This is a genomic window from Cetobacterium sp., assembly GCF_977044495.1.
Genome location: NZ_CDRRQU010000007.1, coordinates 22458 through 40816, shown reverse-complemented (window position 1 = coordinate 40816; position 18359 = coordinate 22458). Strand labels below are relative to the sequence as shown.

The following is an 18359-nucleotide window of genomic DNA, read 5'->3' as shown; positions in this document are numbered from 1 at the left end:
ATTATAAAAATATATTTAACTTATCAGTTAAAAGCAAAATTCCCATAACAACTATTAAAGCTCCACCTATTTTTTTAAAAAAATTTAATCGCTTTCTTATTCCAACCATTTTCTTTTCGAAATATTTATACGAAAGCGAAAATACTACAAAGGGACTCGCTAATCCTAAAACATATATAAACATCAATATTGCTCCGTAAATTGGATTTCCACCCCCACTAGAAATAAAAAGAATAGATGTCAAAATAGGTCCCACACATGGTGTCCACCCCAAACTAAATGTAAATCCTAAAAAAAATGTTCCAATTATTCCTTTTCTTTCGGCAAGCTCTAGATTCAACAATTTTGTTCTCTCTAAAACTGGAATTTTAATAATATCCATTTGAATAATTCCAAAACCAATCACCAAAACTCCGCTAATGATTCTAAATAGGTTACTCATTAAAATCTCACCGACAATTCCAGCTCCAAAACCAAGTAAAATAAAACTCGTTGAAAGTCCCAATACAAAAACTAAAGTTTTTAAAATAGACTTTTCCCCTCCTCTACTAAGCATTCCTAAATAAACAGGAAGTAATGGAAATATACATGGTGAAAAAAATGATAATATTCCCGCTAAGTAAACAGCTCCTACAAACAACTCATTGGCAAGCATTTTATCACTCTCCTACTGATTCAATTTCTAAACTTAATTTTATATTCTCATAAATATTTACAATTATAGCTCATTCTTTTTTAATAGTTAATAGAATATCTATATAAAAAACTTAATTTTATTTATATATTTTAAGGGAATATTTTTTTTAAATCCTAGCTATGATATAATTGCTGTATATCAAACTTTTGAGGTGATTTAGTGAATTTAAAAAAACATATTAAAAATATAATTCTTGAAATAAATAGTGATAATAACTTGATTTCAGATGAAGTTATTGAAAATACTCCTGAAAGAGTCGAAACTTTTTATAAAGAGATTTTCTCTGGACTTTTCCAAAATCCATATGACTTTTTAAAAAGAACGTTTCCAATAGAAAACAATGATTTAATTATTGAAAAAAATATATCTTTTTATTCAATGTGTGAACATCATTTTTTACCCTTTTTCGGTAAAATTTCTATCGGTTATATCCCAAATAATAAAATTGTTGGTTTCGGAGATATTATAAAAGTTATTGAGGCATATTCTAAAAGACCACAACTTCAAGAAAGGCTTTGTGATGAAATTGCTGAAACCATCTATACAGGTCTAGATTGCCAAGGTGTATATGTTTTAATGGAGGCTGAACATATGTGTATGACTATGAGAGGAGTCAAGTCTCTTGGAACAAAAGTTATCACTACATCTTCAAAAGGTATTTTTAATATCCAAAATAGTCTAAAAACGGAATTTTTAACTTTAATTAAAAATTAAAAAGAGGTGAATTTAATGGATAAAATATATATTAAAAATCTAGAATTTATAGGCAATCATGGAGTTTTTGCCGAAGAAAAATTTTTACAACAAAAGTTCTCTATTTCTATTGAAATGGAAACTTCCACTAGAAAAGCTGGTGTTGGCGACGATTTGAATCATTCAACACACTATGGTTTTGTTTCTGATGATATTGAAAAGGTATTTTTTTCAAAATCCTTTGATTTAATTGAAGCTCTTGCTGAAGCTATCGCTAGTAAAATACTTACAAAGTATCCCCTTATAAAAAATGTCAAAGTTGAAATAAAAAAACCTTGGGCACCTATCAAAAAACATTTTGACTATGTTGCGGTTGAAATCACACGTTCTCGTAATATATCTTACCTTTCATTAGGTACAAATATTGGTAATTTAAAAGCTAATTTAGATGCAGCTATATCCCATATATCAAATCTTGAAAATACTAGAGTAACTAAAATAAGTAATTTTTTAGAAACAAAACCTTTCGGTAACATTGCACAAAATAATTTTTTAAATGCCTGTCTTGAAATTGAAACACTTTTTACACCACAGGAACTTTTAGAAAAACTTTTAGAAATTGAAATTATGATGGGGAGAGTTCGTGAAATAAAGTGGGGACCTAGGATTATTGACATTGATATTTTGCTTTTTAATAATCTCATCATTGCGGACGATAACCTAGCTATTCCTCATCCATGGATGTGTGAACGTTCATTTGTTCTTGATCCGCTAAATGAAATCGCTCCAAACATTGTTCATCCTTTAGAGAATAAGCATATTTCAACATTAAAAAGAGCACTCGATAAATCTTAATAGGAGGTTTTTATGATTTTTTCATCTCTTGGTAAAACTTTTATTTTAAATAAAGAAACCCTAATTATGGGAATTTTAAATGTTACTCCGGATTCATTTTCTGATGGTGGAAATTTTAACACTGTCGATTTAGCTTTTGAACACGCTAAAACCTTAATTGATCAAGGAGCTCATATCATTGATATTGGAGGACAGTCCACTCGACCCGGACATGAGGAAGTCGATTTGCAAACTGAGATAGATAGAGTTATCCCTGTCATTAAAAAAATATCAAAAGAATTAGACTGCATTATATCTATTGATACATATAGATACGAAGTTGCCGAAGCTGCACTAAAAGCTGGTGCTCATATTATAAATGATGTTTGGGGGCTTCAAAAAGACAATGGTGAGATGGCACAAGTTGCGGCTAAATATAATTGTGTTGTTATAGCTATGCACAATCAAAACTCTAACTTCTATGAAGAGGATATTATTCTTTCTATAAAAAAATTTTTTAAAAAAACTTTTAAGATCGCAGAATCAAATGGAATGAATACTAATAAAATTATAATTGATCCCGGAATTGGATTTGGAAAAGGTTACAGTGAAAATATTGAAGTTTTAAATAGATTAAAAGAAATCTCTTCTATCGCCCCAACTCTACTGGGAGTTTCAAAAAAAGGTTTTATAGGAAAAGATTTAACTCTCTCTCCCAATGATAGAATTGAAGGAACTATAGCTGTCAATATATTAGGAATTTTGAATGGAGCTAAAATAATTCGAGTTCATGATGTTTTAGAACATAAAAAAGCTCTATCTATTGCTGATAAAATTATTTACTTAAATAGGAGTAATTAAATTTAGGAGAGCATTACTGCTCTCCTAACAATCTATTTAATAATTATAAAAATAACTTCCACCTATAAACTCTTTTAAAATAGACTCGTCAGGTACATATCTCTCTGAGATTGTCGTAAAATAACTCAATAGCCTTAAAAGTTTTCTCGCCTCATCATAGTGTGGGCTACCCATTTTTATCTTAATTAACTCTCTCTCCACAGCTGGTTTCAAAACACCTATTTCATAGGTTAAGCTTGTATCAAATATAACATCTGCATTCTCTTGATAAGGAAATATATTTTTACTCTCTCCCTTTCTAACTCTACTCCACATCTCTAAAGTTTCTTCTGCATCAAAATTTCTTGAAATACTGTCCCTAACTATTCTTCTCATTTTTCTGACCACACTTGTTTTTATTCTATTGTGTGCATCAATATTTAGCTGAGTTAAACAACTTATATAAATTTTAAAAATATGACTTTGAGAAATCCCTTCAATTAAACTATCATTTAATCCATGTATCCCCTCTAAAATTATAATCGTATTTTTAGATATTTTTACTTTCTCTCCCCTCTCTTTTCTTTGACCAGTAGAAAAGTCATATCTAGGAATCTCAACCTCTCTTCCTAACATCAAATCTCTTAAATTTCTATTTAAAAGTTCTATATCAAGTGCCTTAATCGTTTCGAAGTCCTTCTTTCCATTTTCATCAATTGGAATTCTCTTCCTATCTATATAGTAATCATCTAAAGATATCATCAAAGGTCTTATCTCTGATGCCATTAAATGTAGCTTTAGTCTATTACTAAAAGTTGTTTTTCCTGACGAACTCGGACCAGCTATTGTAACTATTTTTATATCTCTATCTTCCAATATTCTTTCTGTTATATTAGTTATTTTCTTATCGTGAAGAGTTTCATTCACTCTTATCAGCTCTACTATATCTCCTTGTAAATTAATTCTATTTAAACTTCCAACATACGACACTTCCATTATATCATTCCATTTAGAACTTTCCTTATATATTTTAGCCAATTTTCTATCATCTATCATTGGGGGAATTTGAATAACTCCATTTATCTCTTTGGGTGTTTTGAATATAAATCCTTCATCATACGAGTATAACTCAAACATATCCACATATTCCGTATTTTCATATAATTCTTCTATAAAATAAGTTCTGTAGTCGTCTATTTCATAGACAAAAAAAGAAATTATTCCTGTTGTCTCCAAGAGTTCCTTTAAATCTTCTCTGATACCCTCTAAGTGTTTTTCTGTGACCTCCTCCGAACTAAACTGAATTTTTTTTATTTCTTTTTTTTCTGCCACTATTTCATTCATTCTATTTTCTATCTTTCTTATCTCTTCCTCTGTAATATATTTTTTGCCGTTTATCGTCACATATACTCCATTGTTTAAAGAGTTTCTAAATACCACTTGAAATAGTGGATAGATATCATTAATCGCTTTTAATAATACTAATTTTGATGTTAAATGGTATTTTCTACTTTTAAATTTTTCCATAAATTTTCCTCCTCCATAAAAAGAACTCTAAATTAGTATTTTAACTAACTTAGAGTTATCCTTTTTTACTTTTCTATTTCCCACACATCTTCTTTTTTCTCTGATATTTTATCTTCTAATCTTTCTTCCTTCTCCTCTTCCCCTTTTATATCTTTTCCTATTTCAAAACACGCATAGAAGTGTCCCGGAGATATCTCTTTTAAAGGTGGTGTTGCATTTCCACACTCTGGAACTGCTAAAACACATCTTTTTCTAAATCTACATCCCACACCTGGATTAATTGGTGATGTTATCTCCCCTTTTAACCTTTCTGGACGCATTTTATGCTTTATACTTGGAATTGGTATCGCTGATAATAAAGCTTTTGTATATGGATGTATTGGATTTTTAAAAAGCTCCTTTGCTGGCGCCTTTTCTACAATCTCTCCTAGATACATTACAGCTATATCATCTGAAAAATGTCTCACCACCGATAAATCATGAGTTATAAACATATATGTCAGTCCAAACTCTTCCTGTAAATCTTTCATAAGATTCAATACTTGAGCTTGAATAGAAACATCTAAAGCTGAAACTGGTTCGTCACAAACTATAAATTTTGGATTTAAAGCTAAAGCTCTAGCTATTCCAATTCTTTGTCTTCTACCACCATCTAACTCATGGGGATATGTATTTATTAGTCTCTCACTCAATCCTACTGTCTCCATGAGTTTAGCAACTTTCTCCTGCAACTCTTTTTTATTTTTACACTTATTATGAATAATTAGCGGTTCCGCTATTATTTCACTTATTGTCATTCTAGGATCTAAAGAAGCATATGGGTCTTGGAAAATTATTTGCATCTCTTCTCTTAGCTTTATCATTTCTGCTCTTCCATACTCTCTTATATTTTTACCTTCAAAAATAATCTCTCCACTCGTTGCCTCAAGTAGCCTTAAAACTACTCTTCCAGTAGTGGACTTTCCACACCCCGACTCTCCAACTACACCCAAAGTTTTTCCTCTTTCTATTGAAAAGCTAACTCCATCAACAGCGTGTAATAGTCCTTTTGGAGTAATAAAATATTTTTTTAAATCTTTTACCTCTAGTATTTTATCTGCCATTTTCTCCCCCTTGTAGCTCTGGTACATTTATTATCCCCTCATAAGCTAGACATTTCACTTTATGTCCATCTTTTGAAACTGTCTTTGGACTTACCACTGAACACTCTTTTTGTGCATATGGACATCTCGGGTGAAATCTGCATCCTGATGGTAGATTTGTAGGGTCTGGCATCAATCCTTTTATAGGTTTTAGTCTAGTTACATCATCATCTAAATTCGGTATTGAATCAAATAATCCATGAGTATACGGATGCATAGGATGTTCAAATATATCAACCAATGTTCCAGATTCCACAATCTCTCCTGCATACATTATCGCTACTTTATCACATACCTGTGCAACTACACCTAAATCATGAGTTATTAATATCATTGATGTCTTTAATTTTTCTTTTAACTCATTCATTAAATCTAGAACTTGAGCTTGAATTGTTACATCCAACGCCGTTGTTGGTTCATCTGCTATCAATAGTTTTGGATTACACGCAAGTGCTATAGCTATTATAACCCTTTGCTTCATTCCACCAGAAAACTGATGAGGATAATCATTTAGTCTATTTCCAGGAATTCCAACTAATTCTAGCATTTCACTAGCTTTATTCATAGCATCTTTTGCTGATAACTCCTCATGAATCTGTATTACCTCAGCAATTTGATAGCCTACAGTCAATACTGGATTTAGAGATGTCATTGGATCTTGGAAAATCATACTTATTGATCTTCCTCTTATAGCTCTCATATCCTCTTCTGAAATATTTAATAGGTTTCTTTCTTGAAAATAAATTTCTCCAGATATTATCTTTCCAGGAGGATTTGGAACTAACCTCATTATTCCTAACGCTGCAGTTGTTTTCCCCGCACCAGTTTCGCCAACCAATCCAAGAGTTTCTCCCTCTCCTAACTCTATTTCTAAATCTGTCACCGCCATAACTTTTTCATCATCTGTTTCATAGTTTATAGATAAATTTTTTATATTTAATAGTTTTTCCATTTACGTCCATCTCCCCACTGTAATTATTGTTTTAATCTTGGATCCAATGCATCTCTTAGTCCATCTCCTAAAAGATTTAAGGATAATATTGTTATCATTATCGCCACACCTGGGAATGTTGTTACCCACCATGCATATCTCAAATATTGTCTTCCGCCAGATAACATAGATCCCCATTCAGGCGCAGGAGGTTGGATTCCTAACCCTATAAAACTTAATCCCGCTGTTGATAGTATTGCATTTGCTACTCCAAGCGTTCCTTGAACTATTACAGGAGCTAGTGAGTTTGGAATGATATGCCTAAATATTATTCTGGCATCTCCCGCACCAATTGCTCTTGCTGCTTCAACAAACTCCTGATCTCTTATAGATAAAACTGATGCCCTTACTATTCTAGCATATCTTGGGATGGAAGATATACTTACCGCAATCATCAGGTTCAAAAGATTTGGTCCCAATGCTGACACTATAGCTATTGCAAGTAATATACTTGGTACAGCTAGAAATATATCCATCACTCTCATTATCACATTATCTAATTTGTCCCCATAGTATCCTGCAATAGCACCTAAAAATCCTCCAACTACTATCGCTATACCAACCGCTATTAAACCTACCTTCAAAGATACTCTAGCACCATGAATCAACCTAGCAAATATATCTCTTCCAAATTCATCTGTTCCTAACCAGTGCTGTGCTGAAGGTGGTTTTAATCTCATTTTTAAATTTTGTTTAATAACAACTTGATCATAATTTGCAATTTGATCTGCAAATATTGCAAGTAAAACTATTATAACTAATATTATTAAACCAAATAGAGCCATCTTATTTCTCTTTAAGTTTTTCCACAACTCTGCCCATTGACTTCTTTTTTTCCCCACATTTTCATTTTTTATAGTAGCCACTTTTATTCACCCCTTTATTTGTATTGCGATTTTATTCTTGGATCTACATAAGCATATAGTATATCTACTGCTAGATTTACAACACTAAATGTCACTGCCAAGAAAATTACTGCTGCTAAAACTGTCGGCGTGTCTTTTTGTCTAATGGCATCTACCATCATTCTTCCTACACCTGGCCACGAATAAACTGATTCCGTTAAAACAGCTCCACCTAAAAGTCCTCCAAATTGTAATCCCACTACTGTTATAACTGGAATTAAAGCATTTTTTAAAGCGTGTTTATTTACAACAACTTTTTCTGCTACCCCTTTAGCTCTTGCTGTTCTTATATAATCCTGTCTTATAACCTCTAACATAGAAGAACGAGTCATACGAGTAATTATGGCTGCTGATCCCACTCCCAAAGTAATGGATGGCAGTATCAAACTTTTCAATCCATCAAATCCTCCAGAAGGTAACCACCTTAAATGAACTGAAAATGCTAAAATTAACATTAATCCAAGCCAGAAAACAGGCATTGATACTCCTAGTAAAGCTCCTATCATACTAACACTATCGATCAATGTATATTGTCTAGTTGCCGAAATAATTCCTAGTGGAATTCCAATGCAAACAGCTATAATTATTCCTAGAACTGCTAATATTAATGTGTTTGGAAATCTTGAAAAAATCTCTCCAAATACCTCTCTTCCTGTTGTATATGACTGTCCAAAATTTCCCATTGCTGCATTTTTTATAAATCTTAAATATTGAACGATAAAAGGCTCATTTAATCCCATTTCCAACCTTAATTGTGCCACCGCTTCTTTTGGAGCACTCTCTCCTAAAATAAGCTGAGCTGGATCGCCTGGTGTAAGTGACATTATTGTAAATACTAAGAATGTCACACCTAACAATACAGGTATTAACAATAATATTCTTTTTATTATATATTTGTACATTGTGTAAGCCCCCTTTATTTACTTTATACTAGAAAGGAAACCTTGAAGGTTTCCTCTCTGGTATTCAAATATTTTTACTTTGTTTTATAAGTTCCATAAACTTTATGATGTCCTGCAGGATGCATCTTAAATCCTTCTACAGTTTTTTGCTCTCCAACGCTTTGTGTTGGGTAAACCAATGTCAATATTGGCACTTCTTCTTGAACTATATCTTGAACTTCGTAGTAGTAAGTTTTTCTCTCTTCAGGGTCTACACTACTTCTTCCCTTTACTAACAACTCATCCACTTTTGGATTTGAGTAGAACGATCTATTTCCAGCTCCACCTTTGTTTGCTGTATTAAGTAATGGGTCCAATCCATAGTCAGCATCTCCTGTTACAGAAACCCATCCTAAGATATATAGTTCGTGGTCTCCTCTAGCTGTACCATCTAAAAATGCTCCCCACTCAAGAGTTTCGATTGTTACATCAATTCCAACTTGCTTTAACTGATCTTGAGCTATTACAGCTATATCTCTTCTAATCGGATTGTCATTTATCCATAGTTTCAACTTTAAACCTTTGTCATATCCAGCTTCTTTTAATAATGCTTTCGCTTTTTCTGGATTATATTCATATCCTTTTGTATTTGGATTGTATCCAAACACTTTTGGTCCTATTGATGAATTAGCAACTTCTGCTGATCCTTGATATACCGCATCAGCTATATCTTGTGTGTTTATTGCATATGCAATAGCTTGTCTAACTTTCTTATCTTTTAAAGATTCCTTTTCAACATTAAATCCTAAATATGTTGTCGATAGTGATGGCTCCTCTAATATCTCTAATCTCTCATTATTTCTTACCATATCTTTATCCACTGGATCTATATCAAAAGCTATATCCACTTCACCAGTTTCTAATCCTATTGTTCTATTTGTCCCCTCAACAATATTTCTAAAAATAACTTTTTCTGTTGGAGCTTTTCCTAAATAGTAGTCAGGATTAGCTTGCAACGTAATTCTGTCTCCAGCTTGCCAATTAACAAACTTATATGGTCCTGTCCCAACAGGATGTTGCCCATACGATCCTCCAGCTTTCTCTACAGCCTCTTTATTTAAAATTCCTGCCGCATTATGCGATAGATGACTTAATAGCGGTCCAAATGGTGTTGATGTTTTTACTCTAACTGTATGATCATCTACAACTTCTACAGAATCAACAGCTTTTACTATATGTGAAACTTGTGGAGATGCTTTCATTCTATCTAAAGAAAACTTAACATCATTAGCTGTAAGTTCTTTTCCATTATGAAATTTTACACCTTTTCTTAACTTAAACTCTGTTGTCTTGTCATCAACTTGTTTCCAACTTTCAGCCAACCCAGGAACTATGTTCATATTTGAATCTTGTTTTACTAGAGTATCATAGATTTGTCCCGTAACTTTTGCTGATGGTGCATCATTAGATGCGTGTATATCCAATGTTTTTGCATCTGCTCCATTAGCTATAACCAAAGTATCTTTGTTAGCTTTTGCTTCATAATTAAATCCCAAAAAAATTGCTAAAGTACTTAATAAAAGTAGTTTTTTCTTCATCTTTTCCCCCTGCATTTTTATTTTTTTCAATAATTTAATATTGTTAATAGAATATAACCTTTTATATCATACAAATCAAATTTATTTAATAAATGTATCTTATTTAAAAAATAGATTTTTTTTATTATTCCCAAAAAAAGAAAAGTTTTTTTTATTTCGTACTTTTTTTCAGTATTGATTTATTTTATTACACCTGTTATAATATCTTAAAGTAACTATTTTGGAGGAATCGAAATGAAAAGATTTTTTTTGTTAATTACACTTATCTTTAGCACTTTAACTTTTTCAAAAGAAGAGGATATTCAAGGTAAATGGATCACTGAAAAAGCTAAAAATGGGAATCAAATTATAGTTGAATTTCAAAAGATAGACAATAGATATTTTGGTACTATTACTCAACTAACTATCCCAACATATGAGAAAGGTCATAAATTAGAAGGGAAATCTAAAATAGATTTAGCTAATCCAGATGACAAATTAAAAACGAGACCCTTAGTCGGTATAAATTTTGTTAGTGATTTCACGTATAACCCTGAAAAAGATCGTTTTGAAAATGGATTTATTTACAATCCTGAAAATGGAAAAACTTACTATTGTTCAATAGCTTTCAAAGATCCTAACACCCTTATAGTAAAGGGAAGTCTTGACAAATCTGGTTTTATAGGTTCTAAACAAATATGGTCAAAAATTAAATAACTATATAAAAACCTCCTAAATTATGTATAGGAGGTTTTTTATATATGACTAAATTTAATTAAGGTGGCTTATTTTAATTTTTTATTAGACTTCTCATCTGTTTTCCTTTGCATGGCTAAATATCTTTCTGGTCCATAATAAGCTCTTAAGTACATCTCTTTTAAATCACTCATCAATGGATATCTCGGATTTGCTCCAGTACATTGGTCATCAAAAGCGTCCTCAACCATTTGATCTAACTTAGATAAAAATTCCTGTTCAGAAATTCCATACTCCGCTATTGTTGATTTTATTCCAATTTCAGCTTTTAACTCAGCTATTTTCTTTCTTAATATTTTAGCTTTCTCTTCTGGAGTTTCATTTCCTTTTGTAAATCCTAAGTAATCAGCTAGTTTTGCATAACACTCTTTTGCGTGTGGATATTTATATTGCGAGAATCCTGCCATCTTAAATGGTCTATCTGTTGCATTAAATCTAATTACTTCATCAAGTAATAACGCATTTGCTACTCCATGTGGCAAATGAAATGCTGCTCCTAATTTATGTGCCATTGAGTGACATATTCCTAGGAATGCGTTCGAAAATGCCATTCCAGCCATACAAGATGCATTTGCCATTTTTTCTTTAGCTTTAACTGCTAACGCTCCACCTTTTACTGACTCAGGTAGATACTTGAACGTTAATCTAGTTGCCTCTAACGCTAAGGGATTAGTAAATTCTGATGCCATTATAGATACATATGCTTCAATAGCATGAGTTACTACATCTATTCCTGATGCCGCTGTTAAGCCTGCTGGCATTGATAACATTAGTTGAGGATCTACTACTGCCACATTTGGCGTAATTTCATAATCAGCTAACGGATACTTTACTCCTGTTGTATCATCCGTTATAACTGCAAATGGAGTCACCTCTGATCCTGTTCCTGCCGAAGTCGCAACTGCCCAGAACTCAGCTTTTTCCCCCATTTTAGGGAATTTAACTATTCTTTTTCTAATATCCATAAATGTCATAGCTAAATCTTTAAAATTTACTTTTGGATGCTCATACATAACCCACATAATTTTAGCTGCGTCCATTGCTGAACCTCCACCTAAAGCTATTATTACATCTGGATTATAATTTCTCATCAATTCTGCACCTTTTTCAACTACGCTCAAAGTCGGATCCGCTTGTACATCTGAAAATACTCTAAAATCCACTCCAATACTTTCTAAAACTGATGTTATGTGGTCTGTATAACCTAAAGAAGCTAACTGTTGATCAGTTACAATTACAGCTTTTTTCTTCCCTTTTAATTCCTCTAAAGCCACCGGAAGAGACCCGAACTTAAAGTATACTCTTTCAGGAATTCTAAACCACAACATATTTTCTCTCCTTTTAGCAACTGTTTTTATGTTTATTAAATGCTTAACTCCAACGTTTTCAGAAACAGCATTTCCACCCCATGATCCACATCCAAGTGTCAATGACGGTGCTAGTTTAAAATTGAATACATCCCCAATTGCACCTTGAGCTGCTGGCATATTGATTAGTGTCCTTCCTGTTTTCATTGTTTTTCCAAATAAATCAATTTTATTTTTTGCAACCAATTCATCTGCATATAATACTGATGTGTGCCCCATTCCACCAAGTTCTATCAGTCTATCTGCTTTTTTTAAAGCATCTTCAAAGCTCTCAGTTTTATACATAGCTAATACTGGAGATAATTTTTCATGGGAAAATGCTTCTTCCAATTCAACCGATTCTACCTCTCCTATAATAACCTTCGTATTTTTAGGAACAGTTACTCCCGCCATTTGAGCTATTTTGTAAGCAGATTGTCCCACAATCTCTCCATTTAGATGTCCATCTATAAGTATTACTTTCCTTACTTTATCTACTTCATCACCTTTTAAGATATAAGCATTTCTTGCTGTGAACTCCTCTTTTACTTTATCATAGATAGAAGCTGGAACTATTACTGCTTGCTCAGAGGCACAGATAACTCCATTATCAAAAGTTTTTGATAATAAAATTGAATTTACTGCCATTTTTATATGTGCTGTTTCATCTATTATTACTGGTGTATTTCCTGCTCCAACTCCAATAGCAGGGGTTCCTGACGAATAGGCAGCCTTAACCATTCCTGGTCCACCAGTTGCCAATATTAAATCTGCCATTTTCATAAGATCACTAGATGCTTGAACTGATGGCTCATCTATCCATCCTATTATATCCTTTGGAGCTCCAGCTTTTACTGCAGCTTCTAAAACTATCTTAGCAGCTTCTATCGTTGCATTTTTTGCTCTTGGGTGTGGAGAAAAAATAATTCCGTTTCTTGTTTTTAAAGCTAACAATGCTTTAAATATTGCTGTCGACGTAGGATTAGTTGTTGGAACTATACCTGCAATCACTCCTATTGGTTCAGCTATTTTCTCAACTCCGTAAGCTGTATCTATTTCTATTGTTCCACAAGTTTTTGTATCCTTGTATGAATTATATATATATTCTGAAGCAAAATGATTCTTAATAACTTTATCTTCAACGATTCCCATTCCCGTTTCCGCCACTGCCATTTTAGCCAGTTTTATCCTAGCATTATTAGCAGCTAACGAAGCTTCTCTAAAGATTTCATCCACCTGTTCTTGAGTAAATTTTGAATACTCTTTTTGTGCTGACCTTACTCTTTCTATTGTATTTACTAATGTCATGAACACCACTCCTATGTGAATTATTATTTTTATAATTCTAGTATACTTGTGTTTTAGTGTTTTTTAAAATTTTTTTTCGATAATTTTTATAATTTTTAACCGTCAATTTTTAATCATTTTTTTATTTTAGACTCATTATTCAAAATTTTATTACTTTTATTAGATTTTTTCGCTTTTTTGAGGTATATTCTACTAAGCTTTATTTTTATTGAAAGGAGGATTAGTTCTATGAAAGAAATGGATTTAGAAAATACATCTTTAAAAAATTTAAATCTATCTGATAATTTTAAAAATTTTCTAACTAACAATCTTAATTTTGATCAATTAATAGCCGTGATAAATTTAGAGAAAAATCTACTAGTCATTGCAGGAGCTGGTTCTGGTAAAACTAGAGTTATTATTTATAGAGCTATCCTTTTAATTGAATTAAAAATCTCTTCTAAAAATATACTAATTTTAACTTTCACTAGAAAAGCTATCACAGAGATAAAAACAAGAATTAATACTTTTTTACCTGAATCAAATATCTGCATTGAAACTTTTCATTCTTTAGCATACAAATTCTTAAAAAGATATGCTCAAAATAAAAATTTTAAAATTCTCACTACAAAAGATAGCACTTCAGTTTTTTATGAAAAATCAGAAAATATCTACTCTTTTAATGACTTACTTATACAATTTCATAAATTACTAACTTCTAATCTCGTCACTACTAAATTTCAATATATTATGGTTGATGAATATCAAGATACTGATGACTTGCAAGTTGATATTTTAAAACTTCTGTCTAAAAGTTCTAACCTCATGGTTGTAGGTGATGACTACCAGAGCATATATAGTTTCAAAGGAACCTCAATGAAAAATATTTTAAATTTCTCTAATGAATTCCCGGATGTAAAAACTATTATTTTAAAAGAAAATTACCGAAGCTCCCCTGCAATTCTAAATTTATCTAACGAATTTTCTAAAAGTTTAAAATATTGCTTTAGAAAATCACTTATCACTAATAATACTGCAATAGAGAAACCTAATTTGAATATTTTTAGAAATCATTCTGATGAAGTTTCATTTATCTTTAATAAAATTAAAAATATTTTAATTTTAAATCCGAATGCCACAATTGCACTTCTTTTTAGAAACTATATCTATATGGAGGAATTTATCAAATATTTTAAACTTTTTAACATTGAATTTAATGTTTCTTCGAATCCATTTTTAGAAAATATTTTAAAAAATAAATTTTCTAATATAGATACAAATCTAACTTTTTTAACTATTCATAGTTCTAAAGGGCTAGAATGGGATTATGTATTTATCCCTCTTCTTCTAGAAGGAATTATTCCTAGCTCTGTAGGAGAGGTCATCAATTTGGAAGAGGAAAAAAGACTTTTTTACGTAGCTCTCACTCGGGCTAAAAAAGAACTTTTTCTATCGTATCCCCTTTCTTTTTACAGTGACTTTGGTTTATTTAATACTCCATCTCAATTTATTGAAAAAATTAACTCCAGTTTTTTTAACATAAAAAGAGGATAACTTTTTTCAGCTATCCTCTCTTAAATTCAATTATAAATTTTTCTATCCCAATACTTTCTTCTATTCCACCATTTTTTATTAAAAATTCAATCATCAATAATTTCTCTATTTTTTTTAACAAAAATTCTTCATTAAACAAAGACATATATTTTAACTTTAAAAAAATAGGATATTCTCTGATATATCCTCTACTGTTCTTAAAATATTTTTTTAATTTTTCATAGGTATTTCCTTTAAAGTCATTATACGAAATATTTTCTCTTAAATCTCCGCTTTTCTTTAAACCTACTAATTTTAGTGCCATATTTAACTCTTCTGAAATTAAATATAAAAACAACATATACTCCTTACTTTTTTTTAGATAATCCAATAATATCTCTAAATTATCTTCTATCATAAAATCTTCAACCAATTTTTTTAAATTGTATTCATCACTTATTGATAAAATAGGTAAAACTTTTTCTAATATAAATGTTTTTCCATTTAAAAAATTTTTTATTTTTTCAACTTCATTCTTTACTTTAAAAAAATCGTCCCCTAAAATCTCTGATAACTTCTCTGATTCGTACTCAGATATCTCCAGCTCTTTTTCTATAAAAAAATCTATTCCTTTTCTCTCTAATGCTTTTCTTGCTACTATTATTTTCCCCAATTTCTCCGCATTTGTTAAAACCTTTTTTCCAACTTCATTTATTGCTTTTCCATAGTCATTTAACTCCTCTTCATAAATAACTACTATCTCTTTCTTTGCTAAATCATATTCTCCAACTATTTTTAACAGTTGATCCAATCTCTTACTCTTTTCAGCTCTTTTAAAAACTATTAATTCTTTTGGAACAAACATGGAATTTATTGAAATGCTTTCTAAAAAATTTTCTTCCTCACCCTGTGAAGCATCATATATCTTCGTCGGAATGTTAGGGTTTGACTTCTTTATTTTGTCTATCACTTCTTCATACTTTAGTGGAAGTGGAGTATCTCCATAAATAAAATAAAACATATCTATCTCCCTTTTCTTTTTCATATATTATAACACAAAAATAAAAGAGAGTGTTAGAACTCTCTTTTATTCCTCAATTTTTTTGTTTAAAATTTTAGATGCATTCAAAACAGCTAACACAGATACTCCTACATCTGCAAAAATAGCTAGCCATAGGTTTGCAATTCCTAGAACCCCTAAAATCATAACCACAATCTTTACTCCTAGAGCAAATCCAACATTCTCTAAAACAACTTGATTATTTTTCTTACCTAAATACAAGGCTTCTATTATTTTATAAGGGTCATCATTCATTAGAACAATATCTGAACTCTCTATGGCAATGTCACTCCCTAGTTTTCCCATAGAAATACCTATATCTGCCATTGCCAGTACAGGTGCATCATTTATTCCATCACCCACAAATATAGTTCCTTTTTTACTTTTGTTTTTTATCTCTTCTAATTTACTAACTTTGTCCTGCGGAAGAAGATTCGTATATATTTTATCCCTATCAATCCCAAGTTTGTCTCCTATGTGCTTACCTGTTTTTTCATTGTCTCCAGTCAACATATATACATCAATTCCCTGTGATTTTAACTCATCTATTGTTTTTCTAGAATTTTCTTTCATTTCATCCTCTACGAAAATTCTTCCAATAAATTCCGAATCTACGGCAACATAAACTACAGTTCCGAATTCCTCCGACACTTCTACATCAACATGATGACTTTCTAAAAATTTTTTACTTCCCACCAGAATCTCTTTTCCAGAATAAAGTACATTTACACCATAACCAGCCTTTTCATTGTGTCCCTGTATATCCCATTCAGAAATATTTACATCTCCATAATTCAATATAGCTTTTCCTATCGGATGATTCGAATAAAATTCTCCCGCTTTAGCGTACTCTATCAGATTTCTCTCTGTTACATTTATAGCTTCAACTTTTATTACCTTGAAACTTCCCTTTGTCAGAGTGCCTGTTTTATCAAAAACAACGGTATCTATATTTTTTAGCCTTTCTAAATAGTTTCCACCTTTTATTAATATTCCATCTTTTGATCCCTTTCCAATAGAACTAAAAAAAGTCAGAGGTACTGATAAAACTAATGCACATGGACATGATATCACCAAAAATATAAGTGCTCTTCCAAACCATAATTTAAAATCTCCATCATGGAGTAGTGGCACACCTAACCCTATAAAAATTGCCATAAATACAACTATAGGTGTATAGTATCTCGCAAATTTTGTAATAAATTTTTCAGCGTGAGCTTTTTTACTTCCAGCACTTTGAACCATATCTATTATTCTACTAACAGTCGATTGAGAATACAATTTTGTTACTCTCACTTCGATAGTTCCATTTATATTTATTGATCCACTTAATACCTCATTTCCAATTTCTCCTACTACTGGAACAGATTCTCCCGTTAAAGCAGATTTATCTAACGTGGTTGTTCCAAGTACTATAACTCCATCTAACGGAACTCTCTCTCCCGGTTTTACAACCAAAATCTCCCCCACCTTTACTTTTGAGGGATTCTTTATCTCTATAACACCATTTTTATCTTTTACATTTGCAAATTCTGGCTTTATACTCATCAATTTTTCTATCGATTTTTTTGAATTATTAACTGCCATATCTTGAAAAAATTCACCTATTTTATAAAAAATCATAACACCTGCAGCTTCTCCAAAATCACCCAAAGCTAAAGCTCCAATTGTAGCTATACTCATTAAAAAATTCTCATCTAAAAACTTTCCTCTTTTTATATTTTTTAAAGCGCTTAACAATATATCGTATCCAGATAATCCATATGCAATAATCAAAATTATATTCTTTTGTAGAGTCGTTGGTAGTGTCAAGCCTACAACAAAAAGAGTTATTCCTATTGTCAAAATAATCAAATCTATTTTTGAAATAAATTCACTTCCATGGGAGTGATTGTGTCCATGATTATCCTCCACTCTATTCAGTTCATCTTCATCAATAATCATAACTTTTTTAAAATATGTTCCCGGCTCGACTTTATCCGCAATTTGATTCAATTTTTCAATAAGCTTATCTTCACTTATATCCTTCCTTAAGATAAATTTCAATTTTTTTGTATAAAAATCAACATTGACATCTTCCAATTCATCCAACTTATCCAATTCATATTGAAGTTTTGAAGCACAACCTCCACAGTGGAGATTTTCAATCTCATATTCTTTTTTCATTTTTTCATCTCCTTTCATATACCTATACCCCCTATATCTATAAAACTAAAATACCATAATTTACTATTTTTGTCAAAAAATTTTTTTGAATATTTTTCTCTCAAAGAGTATAATATAGATTATT

15 protein-coding genes are annotated in these 18359 nt (G+C 31.2%); 5 read left to right on the top strand and 10 right to left on the bottom strand.

From position 1 onward, the window contains the following. Position 1: 1 nt before the first annotated feature. Positions 2–655 carry a cytochrome c biogenesis CcdA family protein gene (locus ACWI69_RS03015; protein ID WP_448820375.1) on the bottom strand — a complete coding sequence of 218 codons (654 nt, stop codon included), beginning with the start codon at positions 653–655 and terminating at the stop codon, positions 2–4. Positions 656–856: 201 nt separating this feature from the next. On the opposite strand from ACWI69_RS03015, the gene folE reads away from it, so the two are divergent. Genes folE through folP form a run of 3 tightly spaced genes read left to right on the top strand, consistent with a single transcriptional unit; the run spans position 857 to position 3085 of the window. Continuing rightward, on the top strand, positions 857–1411 hold the full coding sequence (gene folE / locus ACWI69_RS03010; protein WP_448820374.1) for a GTP cyclohydrolase I FolE: 555 nt from the start codon (positions 857–859) through the stop codon (positions 1409–1411). 15 nt (positions 1412–1426) lie between these two features. Continuing rightward, entirely contained in the window at positions 1427–2245 is an 819-nt protein-coding gene (folK, locus tag ACWI69_RS03005; RefSeq protein ID WP_448820373.1) for a 2-amino-4-hydroxy-6-hydroxymethyldihydropteridine diphosphokinase, read from the top strand. A 12-nt stretch (positions 2246–2257) separates the two neighbouring features. Further along, positions 2258–3085, top strand: coding sequence for a dihydropteroate synthase (gene folP / locus ACWI69_RS03000; protein WP_448820372.1), 828 nt, complete (start codon positions 2258–2260; stop codon positions 3083–3085). 36 nt (positions 3086–3121) lie between these two features. On the opposite strand, the gene ACWI69_RS02995 is transcribed toward folP, so the two are convergent. The 6 genes from ACWI69_RS02995 to ACWI69_RS02970 form a co-directional block, all read right to left on the bottom strand. Further along, complete coding sequence (locus tag ACWI69_RS02995) at positions 3122–4591, bottom strand: nucleoside kinase (protein ID WP_448820371.1); 1470 nt, start codon at positions 4589–4591, stop codon at positions 3122–3124. Positions 4592–4656: 65 nt separating this feature from the next. Beyond that, on the bottom strand, positions 4657–5694 hold the full coding sequence (locus tag ACWI69_RS02990; protein WP_448820370.1) for an ABC transporter ATP-binding protein: 1038 nt from the start codon (positions 5692–5694) through the stop codon (positions 4657–4659). Continuing rightward, positions 5684–6685: an ABC transporter ATP-binding protein gene (locus ACWI69_RS02985; protein ID WP_448820369.1), complete on the bottom strand. Its 1002-nt coding sequence runs from the start codon at positions 6683–6685 to the stop codon at positions 5684–5686. Before ACWI69_RS02985 ends, ACWI69_RS02990 begins: the two co-directional genes overlap by 11 nt. Positions 6686–6708: 23 nt before the next feature. Beyond that, the gene (nikC, locus tag ACWI69_RS02980; protein ID WP_448820398.1) at positions 6709–7581 is read right to left on the bottom strand and encodes a nickel transporter permease; all 873 of its coding nucleotides are present in this window, start codon (positions 7579–7581) and stop codon (positions 6709–6711) included. 23 nt (positions 7582–7604) lie between these two features. Continuing rightward, positions 7605–8531: a nickel ABC transporter permease gene (gene nikB / locus ACWI69_RS02975; protein WP_448820368.1), complete on the bottom strand. Its 927-nt coding sequence runs from the start codon at positions 8529–8531 to the stop codon at positions 7605–7607. A gap of 74 nt (positions 8532–8605) precedes the next feature. Continuing rightward, positions 8606–10108, bottom strand: a complete 1503-nt coding sequence (locus ACWI69_RS02970; RefSeq protein ID WP_448820367.1) for a glutathione ABC transporter substrate-binding protein — start codon at positions 10106–10108, stop codon at positions 8606–8608. Positions 10109–10342: 234 nt separating this feature from the next. On the opposite strand from ACWI69_RS02970, the gene ACWI69_RS02965 reads away from it, so the two are divergent. After that, the gene (locus ACWI69_RS02965) at positions 10343–10804 is read left to right on the top strand and encodes a DUF2147 domain-containing protein (RefSeq protein ID WP_448820366.1); all 462 of its coding nucleotides are present in this window, start codon (positions 10343–10345) and stop codon (positions 10802–10804) included. Positions 10805–10872: 68 nt separating this feature from the next. On the opposite strand, the gene adhE is transcribed toward ACWI69_RS02965, so the two are convergent. Then, positions 10873–13497, bottom strand: a complete 2625-nt coding sequence (gene adhE / locus ACWI69_RS02960) for a bifunctional acetaldehyde-CoA/alcohol dehydrogenase (protein ID WP_448820365.1) — start codon at positions 13495–13497, stop codon at positions 10873–10875. Positions 13498–13725: 228 nt separating this feature from the next. Here adhE and ACWI69_RS02955 point away from each other — a divergent pair, with 228 nt between their 5' ends. After that, a complete protein-coding gene (locus tag ACWI69_RS02955; RefSeq protein WP_448820364.1) occupies positions 13726–15030 on the top strand; it encodes an ATP-dependent helicase in 1305 nt (434 codons plus the stop codon). A gap of 10 nt (positions 15031–15040) precedes the next feature. On the opposite strand, the gene ACWI69_RS02950 is transcribed toward ACWI69_RS02955, so the two are convergent. Together ACWI69_RS02950 and ACWI69_RS02945 are read right to left on the bottom strand one after the other, a co-directional pair. Further along, complete coding sequence (locus tag ACWI69_RS02950) at positions 15041–16030, bottom strand: hypothetical protein (protein WP_448820363.1); 990 nt, start codon at positions 16028–16030, stop codon at positions 15041–15043. 66 nt (positions 16031–16096) lie between these two features. Further along, positions 16097–18253, bottom strand: coding sequence for a heavy metal translocating P-type ATPase (locus tag ACWI69_RS02945; RefSeq protein ID WP_448820362.1), 2157 nt, complete (start codon positions 18251–18253; stop codon positions 16097–16099). Between the last annotated feature and the right edge of the window lie 106 nt (positions 18254–18359).